The organism is Stenotrophomonas beteli (assembly GCF_001431665.1).
Taxonomy (GTDB): Bacteria; Pseudomonadota; Gammaproteobacteria; order Xanthomonadales; family Xanthomonadaceae; genus Stenotrophomonas; species Stenotrophomonas beteli.
Map to the genome: position 1 here is coordinate 1 of NZ_LLXV01000049.1, position 19,577 is coordinate 19,577.

At 68.6% G+C, this 19,577-nt stretch carries 12 protein-coding genes; 7 read left to right on the forward strand and 5 right to left on the reverse strand.

Going from position 1 to position 19,577, the window contains the following annotated elements; genetic code table 11:
- Positions 1–28: 28 nt before the first annotated feature.
- Positions 29–2,671, reverse strand: coding sequence for a hybrid sensor histidine kinase/response regulator (locus ARC23_RS12880; protein WP_057497562.1), 2,643 nt, complete (start codon positions 2,669–2,671; stop codon positions 29–31).
- Between the two features lie 66 nt (positions 2,672–2,737).
- Positions 2,738–3,907: an OprO/OprP family phosphate-selective porin gene (locus tag ARC23_RS12885; RefSeq protein ID WP_057497563.1), complete on the reverse strand. Its 1,170-nt coding sequence runs from the start codon at positions 3,905–3,907 to the stop codon at positions 2,738–2,740.
- A gap of 332 nt (positions 3,908–4,239) precedes the next feature.
- Between ARC23_RS12885 and ARC23_RS12890 the strand changes: the two genes are divergently transcribed.
- Both ARC23_RS12890 and ARC23_RS12895 read left to right on the forward strand, forming a co-directional pair.
- Positions 4,240–5,583 carry a dicarboxylate/amino acid:cation symporter gene (locus ARC23_RS12890; protein WP_057497564.1) on the forward strand — a complete coding sequence of 448 codons (1,344 nt, stop codon included), beginning with the start codon at positions 4,240–4,242 and terminating at the stop codon, positions 5,581–5,583.
- Positions 5,584–5,813: 230 nt separating this feature from the next.
- A complete protein-coding gene (locus tag ARC23_RS12895; RefSeq protein ID WP_057497565.1) occupies positions 5,814–8,105 on the forward strand; it encodes an NADP-dependent malic enzyme in 2,292 nt (763 codons plus the stop codon).
- Between the two features lie 450 nt (positions 8,106–8,555).
- Here the strand turns inward: ARC23_RS12895 and ARC23_RS12900 are convergent, their stop codons facing one another.
- Positions 8,556–9,299 carry a basic secretory protein-like protein gene (locus ARC23_RS12900; RefSeq protein WP_057497566.1) on the reverse strand — a complete coding sequence of 248 codons (744 nt, stop codon included), beginning with the start codon at positions 9,297–9,299 and terminating at the stop codon, positions 8,556–8,558.
- The gene (locus tag ARC23_RS12905; RefSeq protein WP_057497567.1) at positions 9,296–12,640 is read right to left on the reverse strand and encodes a GH92 family glycosyl hydrolase; all 3,345 of its coding nucleotides are present in this window, start codon (positions 12,638–12,640) and stop codon (positions 9,296–9,298) included. Before ARC23_RS12905 ends, ARC23_RS12900 begins: the two co-directional genes overlap by 4 nt.
- A 387-nt stretch (positions 12,641–13,027) precedes the next feature.
- Here ARC23_RS12905 and ARC23_RS12910 point away from each other — a divergent pair, with 387 nt between their 5' ends.
- From ARC23_RS12910 to ARC23_RS12920, 3 genes are read left to right on the forward strand one after another with little or no spacing between them, the layout of a single operon-like run.
- Positions 13,028–13,225 carry a zinc-finger domain-containing protein gene (locus ARC23_RS12910; RefSeq protein WP_057497568.1) on the forward strand — a complete coding sequence of 66 codons (198 nt, stop codon included), beginning with the start codon at positions 13,028–13,030 and terminating at the stop codon, positions 13,223–13,225.
- Positions 13,226–13,240: 15 nt separating this feature from the next.
- The gene (locus tag ARC23_RS12915; protein WP_057497569.1) at positions 13,241–14,356 is read left to right on the forward strand and encodes a glycosyltransferase; all 1,116 of its coding nucleotides are present in this window, start codon (positions 13,241–13,243) and stop codon (positions 14,354–14,356) included.
- Positions 14,337–15,668: an O-antigen ligase family protein gene (locus ARC23_RS12920; RefSeq protein WP_057497570.1), complete on the forward strand. Its 1,332-nt coding sequence runs from the start codon at positions 14,337–14,339 to the stop codon at positions 15,666–15,668. The genes ARC23_RS12915 and ARC23_RS12920 overlap by 20 nt, the downstream gene beginning before the upstream one ends.
- 100 nt (positions 15,669–15,768) lie before the next feature.
- Here the strand turns inward: ARC23_RS12920 and ARC23_RS12925 are convergent, their stop codons facing one another.
- Complete coding sequence (locus tag ARC23_RS12925) at positions 15,769–16,686, reverse strand: LpxL/LpxP family Kdo(2)-lipid IV(A) lauroyl/palmitoleoyl acyltransferase (protein WP_057497571.1); 918 nt, start codon at positions 16,684–16,686, stop codon at positions 15,769–15,771.
- 60 nt (positions 16,687–16,746) lie between these two features.
- On the opposite strand from ARC23_RS12925, the gene waaA reads away from it, so the two are divergent.
- Both waaA and ARC23_RS12935 read left to right on the forward strand, forming a co-directional pair.
- Positions 16,747–18,045, forward strand: a complete 1,299-nt coding sequence (waaA, locus tag ARC23_RS12930; protein ID WP_057497572.1) for a lipid IV(A) 3-deoxy-D-manno-octulosonic acid transferase — start codon at positions 16,747–16,749, stop codon at positions 18,043–18,045.
- A 218-nt stretch (positions 18,046–18,263) separates the two neighbouring features.
- Positions 18,264–19,505 carry a hypothetical protein gene (locus ARC23_RS12935; protein WP_057497573.1) on the forward strand — a complete coding sequence of 414 codons (1,242 nt, stop codon included), beginning with the start codon at positions 18,264–18,266 and terminating at the stop codon, positions 19,503–19,505.
- Positions 19,506–19,577 lie beyond the last annotated feature (72 nt).

The following is a 19,577-nucleotide window of genomic DNA, read 5'->3' on the forward strand; positions in this document are numbered from 1 at the left end:
CCACGAGGGGCTGCGCCGTTGGCTGGAATCACCCGCGATGCCGGATCAACAACTGACTCATCAGCGCCCGCAGCGCCGGCGGCTTCACCGGCTTGGCCATCATGCCCCAGCCACGCTCGGCAGCCATCTCACGTAATCCCGCATCGCGCTCGGCAGTGACCAGCACCACTGGCGGGCGGGCCTGCCACAGCACCGCCAGCGTCTCGTACAGCACCGGCCCGTGGTGATCGCCCATGCGCACATCCAGCAGCACCAGCTCCGGTGCCGCGCCTGTTGCCGCCAGCTGCAGCGCCGCCTGCGGGCCGTCGGCCAGCGCCACGTCGCAGCCCCAGCGTTCCAGCAACGCGCGGCTGGCGGCGCAGACGTGCGGATCGTCGTCGATCACCCACACCCGGCGCCCTCGCAGCGGATTCTCCGCGGCCGGCTCCTGCACCAGCACCGGCGCGGGTGCCGTGGCGGGAATCGCGCTGGCGTCGCCGAACGGCACACCCACCGCGAACACGCTGCCCTGGCCCACGTGCGAGCGCAGCCGGATCGGATGCCCGAGCAGGCGGCCGATGCGATCCACGATCGCCAGGCCGAGGCCGGCGCCGCGCTGCTGGCCGTCGTGCAGGCGGCGGAACTCCTCGAAGATCTCGCCCTGCAGCGCATCGGGAATGCCGGGGCCCTGGTCGTGCACTTCGATCCACAGCAGCCCTTCGCGGCGCCGGCATCCGAGCAGCACGCGACCACGTTCGCTGTAGCGCAGCGCGTTGGACAGGAAGTTCTGCAGGATGCGGCGCAGCAACGCTTCATCGCTGACCACCACCGCACCGGTGTCAATCCAGTCCACCACCAGCCCGCGTGACTGCGCGGTGATGCCGAACTCGCGGGCCAGCGTCTGCAGCAGCGGACCCAGCCGGAATGCCTGCACGCGGGTGGGCAGGCTGCCCGATTCCAGGCGCGCGATATCCAGCAGGCTGTTGAGAATCGCGTCCTGCGCGGCCAATGCTGCGTCGATATGGTCGGCGGTCTGCTGCTGCGCCGGGTCGCTCAGTTTGCCGCGCAGCACCGAGACGAACATGCGCGCGGCGTTGAGCGGTTGCAGCAGGTCGTGCACCGCCGAGGCGACGAAGCGGGTCTTGTAGCGGTTGGCCTGCTCGGCTTCGCGGCGCGCCTCATCCAGATCACGGGTGCGTTCGGCGATGCGGTGCTCCAGCGCGTCGGCCAGCGAGCGCAGTTCGCGCGCGGCATTCTTGTAGCTGGTGATGTCGGCGTAACTGGTGACGAAGCCGCCGTCGGGCAGCGGGTTGCCGCGGATCTCCAGCACCGTGCCGTCGTCCTTCTCGCTCTCGCGCATGTGCGGGCGGCCACTGCGCAGGTGATTCAGGCGGCGCTCGATGGCTTCATCGACCGGACCGGGCCCGAGCAGGCCGCGGCGGGCATTGAAACGGAACAGCTCCTCGATCGGACGCCCGACGCGCACCAGGTCTGCCGGGAACCGGAACAGTTCCAGATAGCGCGCATTCCATGCCACCAGCCGCAGTTCGCGGTCGATCACCACCACGCCCTGCGGCAGGTGCGCCAGGCTGCGGCTGAGCCCGCTGTCGGCATCGGTAGCGGCCTGCAGCAGGCCATCCTGTGCGGTGCGCAGTTCCTGTGCGTGCTGCTTGAGCAGGGTCTCCAGCTCGCGGCGGCTGCGCAGGCGATGCTTGGCCAGGCGCCGGCGCTGTTGCACGAACAGCACCAGGAACCCCAGTGCCAGCCACGCCGCGCCCCCGGTGACGGCGGCGGCCCGGCCGGCGCTGCTGGCGGCGCCGGCGTCGTGCAGCAGGTGCAGGTTCCAGCCCTCGGCCGGCAGCACCAGGGTCTGCCACAGCATCGGCTGCGGCAATGCCGGGTCGAGCAGGCGCACCATGCGTCCGCCGTCGGCCAGCACGTCTTCGGTACGCGCGCGCAACGGCTGCAGGGCACGATCGGCGTACTGGCGGGCGTCGAGCATCTCGCGGCGTTCGTCGGCACCCAATGGGCGCAGCAGCCGGTAGCGCCAGGCATCGCGGTTGGCCAGGAACACCACATCGTGGTCGTCGCTGGCCAGCACCACGTCGGGGCTGCTCAACCATTCCTGTTCCAGCGCGGACAGCTCGACCTTGATCACCACCACGCCCAGGCGCTGGCCGTCTTCCTCGATCGCCTGCGACAGGTAGTAGCCGGGCACGCCGGTGGTCATGCCGATGCCGTAGAAGCGGCCACGGCCCTGGGCCAGCGCCTGGCGGTAGTAGGGCCGGTAACTGTAGTTCTCGCCGACGTTGCTGGTCGGCTGGTCCCAGTTGCTGGCCGCCACCGCTACGCCGTCGTGGCCGACCAGGGTCAGCGTGGAGGCGCGGGTAACTTCGTTTGCACGTTGCAGCTTGAGGTTCAGGCGCTGCCGTTCGGCAGGCGAGGGCGGCACGCGCAGGGCGTGCAGCAGGTCTGGATCAAGCGCCAGCACCTGCGGCAGGGTGCCGAAGCGGTCGATGCGCTGCTGCAGTCCCTGGCCATACAGCTGCAGCTGGCGTTGCACCTGGCTGCTTTCTTCGCCAAGCGCGCGCCGCCAGGCGTAGTGTCCCGCCGCGACCGCGCACAACACGGTGCCACCGACCATCGCCAGCAGGGTCAGCAACAGCATCCGGTGGCGGCTCAGCCAATACATGGCGGCAGTCTACGCAGGGCCGGCGGGCGTGGCGTGCACGCCCGCCGGGGTCTGACGTGGAAGGGGTCAGAAGTGCATCTGCGCGCGCAGTTCGAAGATCTCCGGCGTGCTGTGCACGCCACGACGGCTGGCGTCGACCTTCACGTAGTTGGCCTGGAACTTGAAGTGGCTGGTCAGGTACCAGTTCGCGCCCAGGGTCAGGTCGTGCTGGCGGCCACCGAGGATGCTGCCATCGTCGAGGTCCATGCGGCTGTAGCGGGCCACCAGTTCCACCGCGCCGTAGTCGTGTGCCGGCTTGATGTTGGCCACGGCACCGGCGTTGTACGGGCGGGATTCGCCGGTCAGTACCCAGCTGGCCATCGCGTACTGGCCACTGCCGGTGTAGTCGGGCTTGCCGTCATGGCGGGTGACCGTGGCGCGCAGCGCTTCGGCCTGCAGCGAGAACGGGCCGCGGATCCAGATGCCTTCCAGGCCGGTGCGGCGGATCTGGTCGGCGGTGACCAGCGCGCCGGAATCGACATAACGGATGTCGGTCAGGCCGGCTTCGGGGCGTGCGCGCAGGCGCGCGCTGGCTTCGTGGTGCACATCGCGGCCATCGCTGTAACCGCGCGGATTTTCCTGCGAGTAGGCCAGGCCCAGGTGGATCACATCTCCCGGCGCCTTCACCGGCGTCCACACCGCACGCACCGCCTGGGTGGTGCCGGGGTTGTCACCCTGCAGGTCCTTGCCGCCATAAGCGCCGGCCTGCAGCAGGTACTGCGGGCGCTCCAGCACCCATTCCACACCCGTGCGGCGGCCTTCGTAGAAGGCCTGCACAGGCAGTGCGGTTTCCAGGAAGCTGCCGGCGCGCGAAGACGTGTTCGCATCCAGGCCGACCGGGGTCTTCATGTAGCCGAAGCGGAAGCGGCCGATGTCGCGGCCGAAGAAGGCCTTGCTTTCAAAGCGCACGAACACGTCCAGCCAGGTATCGGACTGGAAGTCGTAGTAGACCATTGCGTCGTAGACGCCCTTCTTCTTCAGCGTCGCACCGAATTCCTTGCGGCGCACGGCGTCGTCGTCCTCAAGGCCGCTGGCCGAGGAGAAATCGTTGTAGTCGTAGGCGATGTTGGCGGTAGCGGCCAACTCGGTGCCGTCGCCGAAGGCGTACTTGGTCGGCCAGTTGTCGAAATCGGCAGCCGAAGCGAAGGCGGGAAGCGCGGCCAGCGACAGGGCCAGCAAGGTGGGAATCGGGCGCATGTTGGGTGCGGCTCTCTCAGATTGCGTGTGGACAGGACAACAACGGCCGCAAGGGCCGGAACTTTCGCAATGACGCGCCCAGCCGTTCAGCTCGGGCCACCGGCCTCCCCGTGATCGGGCGGTGCGGCGCCAGTGTAGGCATCGCAGCCACCTGAACCGGGGGGCTAGTACCAATAGGTTATCTGCGCCAGCGTGCCCGGCGCGTACAAAGGCGTCCATTGGTCGCACCCCCTGCGCGTGCAGTACAGGGCCTGCGGTCAGTTTCCACGGTAACGGTTCCCGTGCAGTCCCGGGGCCGTACGTGCCTGAAAACGCCCCTTCCGGAGTCCGCCATGCACATCCCGACCGCAGCACCGGTGCCTGCAAAGCCGTTGCCGATCTATCGCCAGCTGTACTTCCAGGTGATCGTGGCGATCGTCCTGGGCGCCATCCTCGGCCACTACGAACCGTTGATGGGCGAGAAGATGAAGCCGCTCGGCGATGCCTTCATCAACCTGGTGAAGATGATCATCGCCCCGGTGATCTTCCTGACCATCGTCACCGGCATCGCCGGCATGACCCACCTGCGCACGGTGGGCCGGGTGTTCGCCAAGGCGATGGCGTACTTCCTGTTCTTCTCCACGCTGGCACTGATCGTCGGCATGATCGTGGCGCACGTGGTGCAGCCCGGCGCCGGCATGAACATCAATCCGGCCGAGCTGGACCAGACCGCGGTGCACAGCTACGTCGAGAAGTCGCATGACCTGACCCTGGTCGGCTTCCTGATGGACATCATTCCGAAGACGCTGCTCAGCGCCTTCGTCGACGGCAACATCCTGCAGGTGCTGTTCGTGGCCGTGCTGTTCGGCATCGCACTGGCCTCGGTGGGCGAGAAGGGCAAGCCGATCGTGAACTTCCTGGAGGCGCTGGTCGCTCCGGTGTTCAAGCTGGTGCACATCCTGATGAAGGCCGCTCCGATCGGTGCCTTCGGCGCAATCGCCTTCACCATCGGCAAGTACGGCGTCGGCTCGCTGATCAACCTGGCCTGGCTGGTGGGCTCGTTCTACCTCACCGCCTTCCTGTTCGTGGCGGTCATCCTGGGCCTGGTCTGCCGCCTGTGCGGGTTCTCGGTATTCAAGCTGGCGCGCTACCTGAAGGCCGAGCTGCTGCTGGTGCTGGGCACGTCGTCGTCGGAATCGGCGCTGCCGTCGCTGATGGAGAAGATGGAGCGCGCCGGCTGCAGCAAGTCGGTGGTGGGCCTGGTGGTCCCGACCGGCTACTCGTTCAACCTGGACGGCACCAACATCTACATGACCCTGGCCGCGCTGTTCATCGCCCAGGCCACCAACACCGAACTGACCCTGGGCCACCAGATTGCCCTGCTGCTGGTCGCCATGCTCAGCTCCAAGGGCGCGGCCGGCGTCACCGGCGCCGGCTTCATCACCCTGGCCGCCACCCTGGCCGTGGTGCCGGAAGTGCCGGTGGCCGGCATGGCGCTGATCCTGGGCGTGGATCGCTTCATGAGCGAATGCCGCTCGCTGACCAACTTCATCGGCAATGCGGTGGCGACCGTGGTGGTCTCGCGCTGGGAAGGCGCGCTGGACCGCAACCGCCTGCAGCTGGCGCTGGATGGCCGCGAAAGCGAACTGCCGCCGCCGGTCGATGCGCTGCCCGAGGCGCTGCCGGCCAAGGGCTGACCCAGGTGTGTGGTACCGCGGGGCCGATCACGACAGTGGTACGGCCCCGCGGCGTTTCAGGGCGTCCCCTGGCTGTCATGGGAGGCGCCGAAGCTGGTATCGCGGTACCGTCGCATACGGCACGGAATTGTGCGGTCGCAGCATGGCTGCGACAGGATAGCGACAGGTCCGGACGCTCCAACGGGGGTATCATCCCCTGTCCCTTCTGCCCATTCATGTAACCCACATCGATGTCCAACGAAGATTTCAAACAGGCCGCCCTCGATTACCACCGGATGTCCCCGCCGGGAAAGATCAAGGTTTCCGCTACCAAGCCCATGCTGACCCAGCGCGACCTGTCGCTGGCGTATTCGCCGGGCGTGGCGTACGCCTGTGAAGCGATCAAGGCCGACCCGCAGCAGGCCAGTGAGCTGACCGCACGCGGCAACCTGGTGGCGGTGATCTCCAACGGCACTGCGGTGCTGGGCCTGGGCAACATCGGTGCGCTGGCCGGCAAGCCGGTGATGGAAGGCAAGGGCGTGCTGTTCCAGAAGTTCGCCGGCATCGATGTGTTCGACATCGAGGTGGATGAAACCGACCCGGACAAGCTGGTCGACATCATCGCCTCGCTGGAACCGACCTTCGGCGGCATCAACCTGGAAGACATCAAGGCGCCGGAATGCTTCGTGGTCGAGCGCAAGCTGCGCGAGCGCATGAAGATCCCGGTGTTCCATGACGACCAGCACGGCACGGCAATCATCGTCGGCGCGGCGGTGCTCAACGCGATGGCGATCACCGGCAAGAAGATCGAGGACGTGAAGCTGGCGACCACGGGCATGGGCGCGGCCGGCATCTCCTGCGTGAACATGCTGGTGCAGCTGGGCCTGAAGCCGGAGAACATCCTGGCCTTCGACCGCGAGGGCGTGATCCACACCGGCCGCACCGACCTGGATCCGGAAAAGCAGCGCTATGCGCGCGACACCGACAAGCGCACGCTGGCCGAGATCGTCGACGGCGCGGATATCTTCCTGGGCCTGTCGGCACCGGGCATCCTGACCGCCGACATGGTCAAGACCATGGCGCCGGATCCGGTGATCTTCGCGCTGGCCAACCCGACCCCGGAAATCATGCCGGAAGTGGCGCGCGCCGCGCGTCCGGACGCGATCATCGGTACCGGCCGTTCGGACTATCCGAACCAGGTCAACAACGTGCTGTGCTTCCCGTACCTGTTCCGCGGTGCGCTGGACGTGGGCGCGACCGCGATCAACGAGGAAATGAAGATCGCCTGCGTGCGCGCCATCGCCGCGCTGGCGCGCCGTGCCGCCACCGACATGGGCTCGGCCTACGGCGGCGAGACCCCGAGCTTCGGCCGTGAATACCTGATCCCGCGTCCGTTTGACCGCCGACTGCTGGTGGAGCTGTCGGCCGCCGTAGCGCATGCCGCGATGGATTCGGGCGTGGCCGCACGCCCGATCGCCGACATGGGCGCCTACCGCGACAAGCTCGCCCAGTTCGTCTACCGCACCAGCCTGATGATGAAGCCGGTCTACGACCGCGCGCGCAGCGACAAGCAGCGCGTGGTGTACGCCGAAGGCGAAGAGGAAGTGGTGCTGCAGGCGGTGCAGAACGTGGTCGATGACGGCCTGGCGCACCCGATCCTGATCGGTCGGCCGGAGGTGATCGAATCGCGCATCGAGCGCCTTGGCCTGCGCCTGAAGATCGGCGAGAACGTTGAAGTCACCAACATCAACGACGATCCGCGCTTCAACGAGTACTGGCAGTACTACCATGGCCTGACCGGCCGTCGTGGCGTGACCGTGGCCGCAGCCAAGAACCTGATGCGTTCGCGCCCGACCCTGATCGCGGCGGTGATGGTGGCCCGTGGCGAAGCCGATGCGATGCTGACCGGCATCGTCGGCCGCTTCCACAAGAAGCTGGGTTACGTGCGCAGCGTGCTGCCGCTGGAACCGAAGGTCACCTCGACCTCGGCGATGACCGGGGTGATCAACCAGCAGGGCGTGTTCTTCTTCGTCGACACCCACGTGCAGGAAGACCCGACCGCCGAACAGCTGTGCGAAGCCACGTTGCAGGCGGCCTACCGCATGAAGCTGTTCGGCATCGAGCCGAAGGTGGCGCTGCTGTCGCACTCCAACTTCGGCAGCCACGACTCGAAGGATGCGCTGAAGATGCGCCAGGTGCGCGAGCTGCTGCTCAAGCGCAACCCGCGTCTGAACGTGGACGGCGAGATGCAGGGCGACACCGCGTGGGATGAAGCACTGCGGCAGAAGCTGCTGCCGGGCTCGACCCTGCAGGGCCGCGCCAACCTGTTCGTGCTGCCGAACCTGGAAGCGGCCAACATCGCCTACAACCTGGTGCGCGTGTTCACCGACGGCGTGGCGATCGGCCCGATCCTGATGGGCGTGAACAAGCCGGTGCACATCCTGACCACCAGCGCGACCTCGCGCCGGATCCTGAACATGACCGCGATTGCGGCGGTCGATGCGCAGATCAGGAAGCAGATCGAAGCGGAGAAGAAGGCCTGAGGCCTTCTTCCCGGTTCGATCTGCAGAAGCGCGCCCCCGGGGCGCGTTTCTGTTTCCGCAAAGCGGAAACGGGTAGAGTCGACTGTTAGTCGACTGCCTTTCGTACAACCACCGAAAATCCCGCGCGATCGCGCGATAGTCGACTAACAGTCGACTCTACCGGTCCCGATGCCGGTCCCACCGCTGCCACACGCACTACGCAACCCGGTCATTTGCCTGCAACCCCGCTGAGGCCCAATACGCCCACGCGGCCCGGCCGTGGGAAGGGACCGGACCGGCCTTCCCACCCTGGGCCCGACCAACTTTCCATGGGCGAGGGTGTCATGCGCAATCGAGTGACGCGGCGGTACTTCCAGCAACTGTTCGCGCTGTACGCCGGCTTCGTGCAGTCGCGCTGAGGCGCCGACGACAGCGCCGGGCAATGCCCGGCGAATCGGCGGTACGTGGGTGTCAGTGCCGCTTGTCGCGCCGCCCAGGGGCCGGCGGCGGTGCATCCGAACGCGGCCTGGCGTACTGCGCCCACAGCACCGGCAGTGCCTTGCCGGTGTGCTTCTGCCACAGCGCCGGTGCATAGCGGCCGTCGCGCAGGGCCTTGTCCAATGCCAGCACCAGGCCCGGGTATTCGGCGTCGGCCCACTTCAGGAACGCGCCGGTCACCCGGTAGCCGCTGTCGACGTTCTGGCCCTTCTCGACCTTGACCGGCAATGCCCAGCCGGCGGCGGCGTTATCCCTGCCATAGCGGTCGCGGGCGTAGTCGGCGATGCCTTCCACCAGCCAGCCCGGTACCCGCGCATCGCCGTAGCCGGGATACCCCTGCACGATGTGCATCGCTTCATGGGTGACCAGGTCGATGTCGTTGGGGTGCTGCACCAACCAGCCCGGATTGATGGTGATCGTTGCTGCCTGGTCCTTGTCGCCGACGAAGGCGATCCCGGTGTAGGCCGGATCGATCACGATGCGCACTCTCGACGGCGCCGCCGGGTGAAAATCGGCGCGTTCGCGCACGTAGGCGGAGTAGAACGTATCGATCACCCGTTCCCGCTGCGGCGCGGCCAGGGCGCCGCGGGCGTCCTGGTAGTTCAGCGTCACGCCTTCACGGGTCAACTGCGTATCGAACGCCTGGGCCTGGCCGACGCTGGAAAAGGAGAGGGCGGCAAGGGCCACGGGCAACAGGCGGAAGCGCAGGAGGGTCATTGCACGGCACCAGGTGCCAGCAGTTCGATCTCCGCCAGCGGCATCCTGCCCGGTGCCACCAGGCGCAGGCGGTACTCGCTGTAGCGACCGGGCCTGGCGATGCGGAACGGCCGGGTCTGGCGGGCCGATTCGAAGTCTTCGCCGCTGCGCTGGTCGAGCAGCGTCCAGCTGCCGTCGCCGCTGCGGGCCTCCAGCGCCCATTGGCCACCGCGGATGCCGCTGTCGCCGCTGGTCAGCGTGTACAGCGTCGGGGTGCCCTCGGCCAGGCCGGTCAGCGCGATGGTTGCGCCGCCGCCCAGGCCGACCGTGGTGCCGGCATCGTCATCGACCAGCGCCGGCAAGGCGCGGCCATCGGCCAGCGTCGCCCTCGCGCCGGTGCCGAGCAGGTCATGCAGCAGCTGCGGGCGCTGGCCGCGCGCGGTCAACGAGCGCGGCACGTCATCCACGCCACTGCCCCAACGCGACGGCTGCGGTCCCATCACGAAGTCGAGGGTCGCGCCCTTGGCGATCAGCTCGTGCGGCACCCAGGTCTTCGTCCACGGCTTGCCGTTGATCTTCAGCGACTGCACGTAGACGTTCTCGCGCGAATTGTTGGCCGCGTTCACGGTCAGCACCGCGCCGCCCTGCAATTCCACCCGCGCGTGGCGGAAGGCCGGCGAGCCGATCACATACTCCGGGGCGCCCATGCGCAGCGGGTACAGGCCCAGCGAGGCCAGCACGTACCACGCCGAGGTCTCGCCGTTGTCCTCGTCGCCCGGATAGCCCTGGCCGATCTCGCTGCCCACATACAGGCGCGACAGGATCTCGCGCACGTGCTGCTGGGTCTTCCAAGGCTGCCCGGCGTACAGGTACATCCACGGGATGTGGTGCGCCGGCTGGTTGCTGTGCGCGTACATGCCCATGCGCACGTCGCGCGCTTCGGTCATCTCGTGGATGGTGCCGCCATAGGAGCCGGCCAGTGCCGGGTCCGCGGTTTCCGGCGTGGCGAAGAAGGCATCCAGCTTCGCCGCCAGCTTGTCGCGGCCTCCGTACAGCGCGGCCAGGCCTTCGCCATCGTGGGCGGCGGTGAAGGCGAACGTCCAGCCGTTGGATTCGGTGTAGTCGTGGCCCCACACACGCGGGTCGTAGTGCGCGGCGTCCACGCGCCAGCGGCCATCGGCGTTGCGGCCCTGGAAGAAGCCGGCGGCCGGATCGAACATCGTCGCGTAGCTGGCGGCGCGATGGCGGAAGTAGTCGGCCTCGGTGCGGTAGCGCTCGCGCGCGGCCGGTGTGGTCGCACGCTTGGCCAGGGCATCGGCCATGTTGGCGATGCCGAAGTCGTTGAGCGCGCCTTCCATCGTCCACGACATGCCTTCATGCACCTCCGCGCTGGCGTAGCCACGGAAGGTCGAACGGTCCATGCCCTTGCGGCCGACATGGCGGTCGGGCGGTACCACGGTCGCGTTCTTCAGCGCAGCGGCATACGCCTCGGCCGGATCGAAGCCGCCGATGCCCTTCAGCCACGCATCGGCAAAGGCCACATCCGAGCTGGTGCCGACCATCAGATCGGCGTAACCCGGCGACGACCAGCGCGCGATCCAGCCACCGGCGCGGTACTGCTCGATGAAACCCTGCACCAGCTGCCCGGCATCGTCGGGGGTGAACAGTGCATAGGCCGGCCAGGTGGTGCGGAAGGTGTCCCAGAAGCCGTTGTTGACGAACACCTTGCCATCGCGCACGCCGGTGAAGCTGCGGTTCGCGTTGCCCTCGGTGTTGTCATCGCTGGCGCTGGCCTGGTTGGCGTAGCGCCAGTCAGGCGCGGCCGCGCTGCCGGCGTTCTCGTGGCCGGAGTTGGGGTACAGGTACAGCCGGTACAGGCTGGAGTACAGCGTGGTCTTCTGGTCGTCGCTGGCGTCGCCGATGTCGAAGCGGGCCAGGCGTGCGTCCCACGCATCCTGTGCGCGGCCGGCCACGCTTTCCAGGGTATCGGTGGCGGCGATTTCCAGGGCGAGGTTGTGCCGTGCCTGCTCCAGCGAGATCAGCGAGGTGGCGATGCGCATGGTCACCCGCCGCTCGCTGCCGGCGTCGAACTTGATGTAGCCGGTCGGGCGGCCGGTCTCAAGACGCCCACTGCTGCGCCAGGGCCTGTCGAAGCTGGCCACCACGTACATGCGGCTGGCGCCGTTGGACAGGCCGCTGCGGGTATCGGTGTAGCCGCTCAGGGTCTGCGTGGCCGCATCCAGGGTCAGGCCACCGCGTGCATCGACATTGTCGAACAGCAGGTTGGCGTCGCCGCCCTCGGGGAAATCAAAGCGGAACAGCGCGGCATGATCGGTCGGCGCGATGGCGGCCGCGATGCCGTTGTCGAAGCGAACGTCGTAGCGATAAGGGCGCGCGCTTTCGTGGCTGCGGTCGAACGACAGCGCGCGCTTGCGGCGGTCGGCCTCCGGCACACCACGACTGGCCGAGGGCATCACCTGGAAGGTCTGGCGGTCGCCCATCCACGGGCTGGGCTGGTGGCTCAGTGCGAGCGCCTGCAGTTGCGGGCGATTGCGGGCGTCATTCTGCTCGTTCCAGCGATACAGCCAGTTGAGCGCACCGGCATCGGTCACCGGCGTCCAGAAGTTGAAGCCATGCGGCACCGCCGTGGCCGGGAAATTGTTGCCGCGCGAGAAGGTGCCGTTGGCCTGGGTGCCGCGGGTGGTCAACACCCAGTCGGAGACGCGCTGAGGCGTCTGCCGCGGCTGCGCATCCAGCTGCACATCGTCGATCCAGCCCGACACAGGCGCGCCGTTGGCGCTGGCCACCTCCAGCTCGATCGCCACCACACGGCGGCCCTTCAGCGCCGGCACATCGCCCAGGCGAACCGACTTGCGTGCCCACTGCTGCGGGTACAGCGTCTTCGATTCGCCCTGCGCGCGCGCACCGAGCGCCACGCCGTGCTGGTCGCGCGCCGCGCCGGCTGAAACGCGGCTGCCATCGTCCAGGCGCAGATCCAGCGACACATAGGTCGAGGCGACGCTGTCCTTGCCGACGATCTCCGGCAGCACCAGCCACGACAGGGTGGTATCGGCCTCGATCGGCAGGTCGGTCTTGAACAGCTCGCGCCGCGCGCTGCCGCCTTCGCTGCTGTAGCGCAGTGCATGCAGGCCGCTGTAGCCGGCGTTGCGCTTGGCGGCGTAGGGCGCGTCCGGGCCGCTGCCGATGGCAACCTGCAAGGCAGCGGCGGCCGCAGCCGGGGCCGGTTCGCCGGGTTCGAACGAGGTCTGCAGTCCCTGTGCCAGTACCGGCATCGCAGTGGTCGCACAGGCCAGGGCCAGGGCGAGCGGAAGCAGGGCGCGGCGTGGGTCGGACAGGGTCATGCAGGGGTCTCCCGGAAGGGCAGGCGGCGGGCAGAACCCGCATCGGCGGACACCACGGACAGCAGCACCCCGCCCGCCATGATCGCAGCGGAAGAGGAGATGCTGGTCCGGTGGGGGCGGGCCATGCGATCGGGTCGGATTGGACAGGTCGAGTGCTGACCTGGCCCGATCCTGCAACAGCCGCCGCAGCCTGACAAGTGCCATTTAGTTCGATCCAAATGCGGGAAATATGCCCAAGGCCCGTTTGGTGCCTGGAACCGGCGGATCGATGCAGGCATTTTCCCGGTGCAGGCCTGCCGGCACGCCCGGCCACCTGCGGCGGCGCAATGTCCGGGCGGCCCGGATGCTAGAATCACAGCCCTCGCAACCCGTCCATCGACTTCCGCCATGAGCCATACCGCCACCGCGCCCGCCAACGCCGAGAAGCGCTACACCGTGCACCGCAGCGAGCTGCCGCTGAGCTGCCCGACCCCGGAAATGGCGCTGTGGAACTCGCATCCGCGCGTGTACCTGCCGATCGAAGACGAGCCCAACGGCGAAGCGCAGTGCCCGTACTGCGGTTCCGTGTTCGTGCTGGCCGACTAAGCGGCCGCCGCTTCGATGCGCCGATTGACCGTGGTGCAGTTGCTGCCGGCGCTGCACTCCGGCGGCGTCGAGCGCTCGACCCTGGAAATCGCTGCGGCCCTGGTCGCTGCCGGCCATCGCGCGCTGGTGGTGTCCGCCGGTGGCCGCCTGGTGCAGCCGCTGCTGGACAGTGGTGCCGAGCATCTCACCCTCGACATCGGCCGCAAGTCGCTGCTCACGCTGCGGCATCTGCCGACCCTGCGCAGGCTGTTTGCCGAGGTGGGTGCAGACATCGTGCATGCCCGCTCGCGGCTGCCGGCCTGGCTGGGCCTGTACGCGATCCGCGCCATGCCCGCAGCGCAGCGCCCGCACTGGGTGACCACCGTGCACGGCCTGAATTCACCCAGTCGCTACAGCGCGGTGATGACCAGTGGTGAACGTGTGATCTGCGTGTCCAACACCGTGCGCCAGTACGTGCAACGGCATTACCCGACCGTGCCCGGCGCCAGGCTGCAGGTGATTCCGCGCGGCGTCGATGTCGGCCAGTTCCCGCGCGTGGCACGTGCCGACCGCCGGCCGCGATTGGCGCTGGCCGCCGATCATCCGTGGCTGGCCCAGGTCGAGGGCCCGCTGCTGCTGCTGCCGGGGCGCGGCACCCGCCTGAAGGGCCACGCCCACGCGTTGCAGCTGCTGGCCGATGTGCGCGCCGCGGGCGTGCCGGCCCAGCTGTGGATGCTGGGCACCGATGAACCCGGGCGGGAAGCCTACGTGGCCGGCCTGCGCCGGCAGGCCGCCGCGCTGGGCGTGGCCGAGGCCGTGCAGATCAGCACGCCGACCACGCGCATTGCCCAGGCCTATGCGGCCAGCGATCTGGTGCTGCAGTTGTCGGACAAGCCCGAAGCATTCGGCCGCACCGTGGTCGAAGCGCTGTCGGTGGGTCGTCCGGTGCTGGGCTGGGACCATGGCGGCGTGGGCGAACTGCTGCGGCAGCTGCAGCCCAGCGGCGCGGTGGCGTTGGGCGATGCGCGCGCGCTGGGTGAACGTGCGCTGGCCCTGCTGGCGCAGCCACCGTCCTTGCCGGGCCGTATCCCGTTTACCCTGCAGGCCATGCAGCGTGACACCCTCCGCCTCTATGCCGACCTCGCCGGCTGATCCCACTGCCATCGTGCGCGAGGACCGTGCCGGGCGCTGGGCGCCCTGGTGGGTGCTGGCGTACGTCGCGCTGTGGCCGTTGCCGGGCATCGCCGAGACCGTGCTCGGGCTCGGCGCGCTGTATGCCGCCGCGCGCATGGTCACGCGCCGCTTCCAGCGCCGGCCGCATCTGCTGAGCACGGCCGCCTGGGCGCTCACCTCGATCCTGTTCCTGGGCTATTGGCTGCCGCAGGCGTTTTCCGCGTTCGATGCCATCGACCCGGCGGCCTCGTGGACCAAGGCGGCCGCCGGCCTGCGCTACCTGCCGTTCATGTGGCTGGTGGCGATCGCGGTGGCCACGCCGGCACTGCGGCGGCTGACTTTCGCCGGGCTGGCGCTGATCATCGGCGCATGGACGCTGGATGCGCTGGTGCAGGCGGTGGCCGGCACCAGCCCATGGTTCTGGTCGCTGGATCAGCTGAAGCTGGCGGTGAGTGGTCACGCCTTGTGCCCGGCCGGCGAAGCGGCACGGGTCGACCGCCTCAGCGGTGCGCTGGGACCGTGCAACCTGAAGTTCGGCCAGGTGCTGGCCAGCCTGTCACCGTTCCTGCTGCTGCCGGTGGCGCGTCGCTTCGGCACCCCGGGATGGCTGCTTGCGGCCGCTGCGCTGGGCTGCGTACTGCTGTTGGCCGGTTCGCGGGCGTCGTGGATCACCTTCGCGCTGGTGCTGGCCTACAGTGGCATGCGCCAGTTGGGTTGGAAACGATTGGCGGTGCTGGCACTGATCGCCCTGCTCGGCGCCAGTGCGCTGACCGCCAGCGTGCCGCAGCTGCGCGAACGCGTTGCGCGCACGGCAATGGCCTGGGACGGTGGCGAACGCGGTGTCGACCAGGCGTTGTCCGGGCGTGCGCGGATCTGGGAAGCGGCCGCGTGCATGATTGAAGAACACCCGTTCAACGGCGTCGGTGCCCGCGGTTTCCGCGATGCCTACCCGGCCTGTGTGGCCGGCGAGGGGCCCGCCGTGTGGGGGGACCTGCCGGCGCTGCATGCCCATCAGATCGTGCTGGAGATCCTCGCCGAAACCGGGGTGCTGGGCCTGCTGCTGTGGCTGGCGGCCGTGGCCCAGGCCTGGCGTGCCTGGCGCTATGCCCCGGCCGCTGCACGTGAGCGGGCGCGACCGGCGATGCTGGCCCTGGCGGTCACCGTGTTCCCGCTCAATACGCACCTGGCGTTCTATTCGGCGTTCTGGGGCGGGCTGACCGTGCTGTTGGCAGCGCTGTTCGCCGGCAGCCTGCTGGCGCGCGAGGCGGACGAATCCGCGCCGATGCAGTAGTTGCCAACCTTGGTGGGCTCCCCGGGACCGGCCTCGGTTCATCGGCGCCAACCAAGGTTGGCGACTACCCCGGGCACGCCGGCCCTTCCACCGCATCCGGTTACTTGTAGAAATCGCTCCGGCCGCCGGGCTGGCGCTTGAACCGGCGGTGGATCCACAGGTACTGGTCAGGCGCTTCGCGCACCATGGCTTCGATGGCCTGATTGACCCGCGTGGTATCGGCTTCCACATCCTCGCTGGGGAAGTTCTGCAGCGGCGCGCCGATCTTCAGGAAATACTTCCCGCCTTCGCGGCGATGGAAATACGGAATCACCGCGCAACCGGTCATCCGCGCCAGCTGGTGGGTGGCGGTGATGGTCGAGGCGGTGTGGCCGAAGAACGGCACGAACACGGTGTCCTTGCCACGCATGTCCTGGTCCGGCGCATACCAGAGGAAACCGCCCTTCTTCAGGTGGCGCACGGTGGCGCGGATGTCCTCGTTGGCGAACATCGCCTTGGCATAGCGCAGGCGGCCGAACTTCACCGCCCACTCGTAGACCGGGTTCTTGTGCTTGCGGTACATGCCGGACAGGTCGACGTAGTCGCACAGCAGGCGCCCGCACATTTCCAGGGTCATGAAGTGGCCGGACACCAGCAGCACACCACGGCCCTCGGCCTGCATCTGCCGCAGGTGTTCCAGCCCTTCGATCCGCACCTGCGGGCGCAGGCTGTCGATGCTGCCCCACCAGGCGCGGATGCACTCGAACACGCCCACGCCCAGCGCATCGAAACTGTCGCGCACCAGGCGCTGGCGCCAGGCTTCGTCCTTCTCGGGGAAGCACAGCTTCAGGTTGACCTCGGCGGCGCGGCGGCGGCTGCCGAGCAGGCGCCAGCTGATCCAGCCGACGCCGCGGCCAAGCGCCCGCTGCAGCAACCACGGCAGGCGGGCGAGGGCGAAGGCGCCGAGCATGGCGGCGAACATCGGCCAGTTGCAGGGATCGCGCAGCGACGGGCGGATGGCGGTGGTGGCATCGGACATTGCCCCATTCTACCAACCCGGCTGCGTGTCTTTCCCGGGGGGCTCCCGTATCCTTGCCGCATGCGTAAAGACCCTGTCGAATGGATCCTGCGTGGCCTGTACTCGGTCGTGCTCTACATCCTGCTGCCGATCACCGTGTACCACCTGGTCTGGCGCGGTTTCCGGGTCCGCGAGTACTTCCGGCGCTGGGACGAGCGCTATGCCTCCTATCCGCAGCCCAGCGGCCAGCCGCGGGTCTGGCTGCACGCGGTCTCGGTGGGCGAGGTCAATGCCGCTGCACCGCTGGTCAATGCATTGCGCGAGCAGCGCCCCGACATCCGCTGGGTCATCACCACCATCACCCCGACCGGCTCCGAGCGCGTGCGCGCGCTGTGGGGCGATGCACTGGACCACGTCTATCTGCCTTACGACGTACCGGGCAGCGTCAACCGCTTCCTCGGCCACTTCCAGCCCAGCCTGGCGCTGATCCTGGAAACCGAGCTGTGGCCGAACATGCTGTTCGGCTGCCGCGACCGTGGCATTCCGGTCTACATCCTCAACGCACGCCTGTCGGCGCGCTCGTTGCGCGGCTACCGGCTGCTGGCGCCACTGATCCGGCGCGCACTGCGTACCGTCACCTGCGTGGCCGCGCAGTCGCACGACGACGCCGAGCGGTTCGTGCAGCTGGGGGCAGCGCCGGAACAGGTGCAGGCGCTGGGCAATCTGAAATTCGACATCACCACCCCCGACGTGCAGGGCTTTGTCGGGCAGTTCCATGAGCGCATCCCGGCCGGGCAGCCGGTGTGGATCGCCGCCAGCACCCATGAAGGCGAAGAGCAGGCGGTGGTCGAGCTGCACCGGCGCCTGCGCCAGCAGCATCCGGACCTGCTGCTGCTGTGGGCGCCGCGCCACCCCGAACGGTTCCCGAAGGTGGAAGCGCTGGCGCGCGAACAGGGCTGGAATGTGGCCACCCGCCGGGTAGAGCGGTGGCCGCAAAGGGGGACCGATGTGTTCGTCATCGATACCCTGGGCGAACTGATGCCGTTCTACGCCTGCGCCCAGGTTGCCTTCGTCGGTGGCAGCCTGCAGGCCATCGGTGGCCACAACCTGCTGGAGCCTGCGGCCATGGGGACCGCGTCGGTGACCGGCCCGCACCTGCACAACTTCGCCGAAATCTCCCGGCGCATGCGCGAGGCCGGCGCGCTGCTGATCGGCGAGGACGCGCAGGCCGTTGGCGATCTGCTGCAGCATCTGCTCGACAACGCCCAGGCCCGCCAAGACATGGCCCGTGCCGGGTGCACGCTGGTCAGCAATGGCCGCGGCGCGCTGCAGCGGACCCTGGCCCTGGTGGCGCCGCATCTGCCGCCACCGCGTGAGTGACCTCTGCGCTGCGGTGATCAGGCGGCGCACTGTCGTGATCGACTTCATCAAATCCACTTAGCGATGCCTGGCCTGTCGCGGCTGGACCGGCTCCGCCGCTTGCAGCGTGCCTGTGATCACAACATGGCGCATGCGGAACAGATTTCGATATCGCGCCGGCGGTGCAGCCTGCCAGCCTGATGTCCACCGCGCTTGGGTGGATATCAAGGGAACTTGGGATGGACGGCAACGGCGGCAGGGACGGCATCAATGACGATCGGCCGGGACTGGACCACCTGGCAGTGGTGGCATTGACGCTGCTGGTCGGCGGCAGCGTGATCGCGCTGGTCGGGCAGCACACGGCCGCGCAGGCCGGCCCGGCCATCGTGCTGAGCCTGCTGCTGGCCGCGCTCGGGGCAGGCCTGGTGCTGTGTTGCCTGCACGATCTGGTGGTGCGGCAACCCGACGCGCAGGGCCTGCATGGGTTGCTGGTGGCCGGCTGGGGGCCGCAGCTGGCCGGCGTGCTCGGCGGTGTGCTGCTGCTGGAACTGGTGGTGACCGCGGCGGGTGCGGCGCAATCCTCCGCCAGCCACCTGCACGCAATGCTGGCCCTGTTCGGAGTCCAGGCCGATCACACGGTGCCGGTACAGCTGACCGCCACGGTGGCATTGCTGGTGCTGGGCGCAACCGCCCTGCTGCCAGCGCGGGTGGTGGCGCTGGTGGCCTGTGCGCTGCTGACGGTAAAGATCGGCATCGGGCTGCTGCTGCTCACGCTGGCGGCGCGGTATGTGCACTACGCGCACTGGGTTCCCTGGCTGCCGGACGCCACCGCACCGTATCGCTTCGGTCTGGGCGGCGTGCTGGCCGCTGCGGTGCCGCTGCTGGGCGTGTTTGCCAGCGTCGGGTTGGCACTGGGCTTTCCCGCGCTGCGGCGGCAACAGCGGCGCGGGCATCCCGGCGTACTGACACTGTCGTCGCTGCTGGCGATGGTATGGCTGATCCTGCTGGCGGCGCTGCAGGCTGGCCTGGTCGAGTTTCCGGCGCTGGCCAGTACGCGGCCGTTGTCGGTGGCCCTGCAGGGCCATCCGCCGTTGCAGTGGATGCTGCCGCTGCTGCCGTTGGCCGGCGCCGCTGGCCTTGCCGCGTTGCAGGTGGTGCTGCTGACGCTGGCGGTGCAGCTGGCGATGGCACTCCGGCCTGCACCGTATGCCACTGCGTGGCGACCAAGGCTGGTGGCGGTGGTGCTGTCGGCGACGTTGCTGGCGTTGTGGGTACCGGCGGGGGCGTTGCCGGTGCTGCCGGGCGCAGCCGCGCTGCTGGTGATGGGCATGCTGTGCCTGGCGGTGCTGCGACCGCGCCCGCCTGCAGCGGCGCAGGGTCCGTTGCGCTGGCCGGCCCTGCTGATGCCGTTGCTGGCGCCGATGGCGGCGATCCTGTGCCTGCTGGCGGCACTGGCGCGGCTGCGGGCGTGGCCGGGCTGAGCACAGGCTGCGCCCGGCGTGCAGGCGCCCACGCCATCGGCCACAAAAAAAGCCACCCTTGCGGGTGGCTTC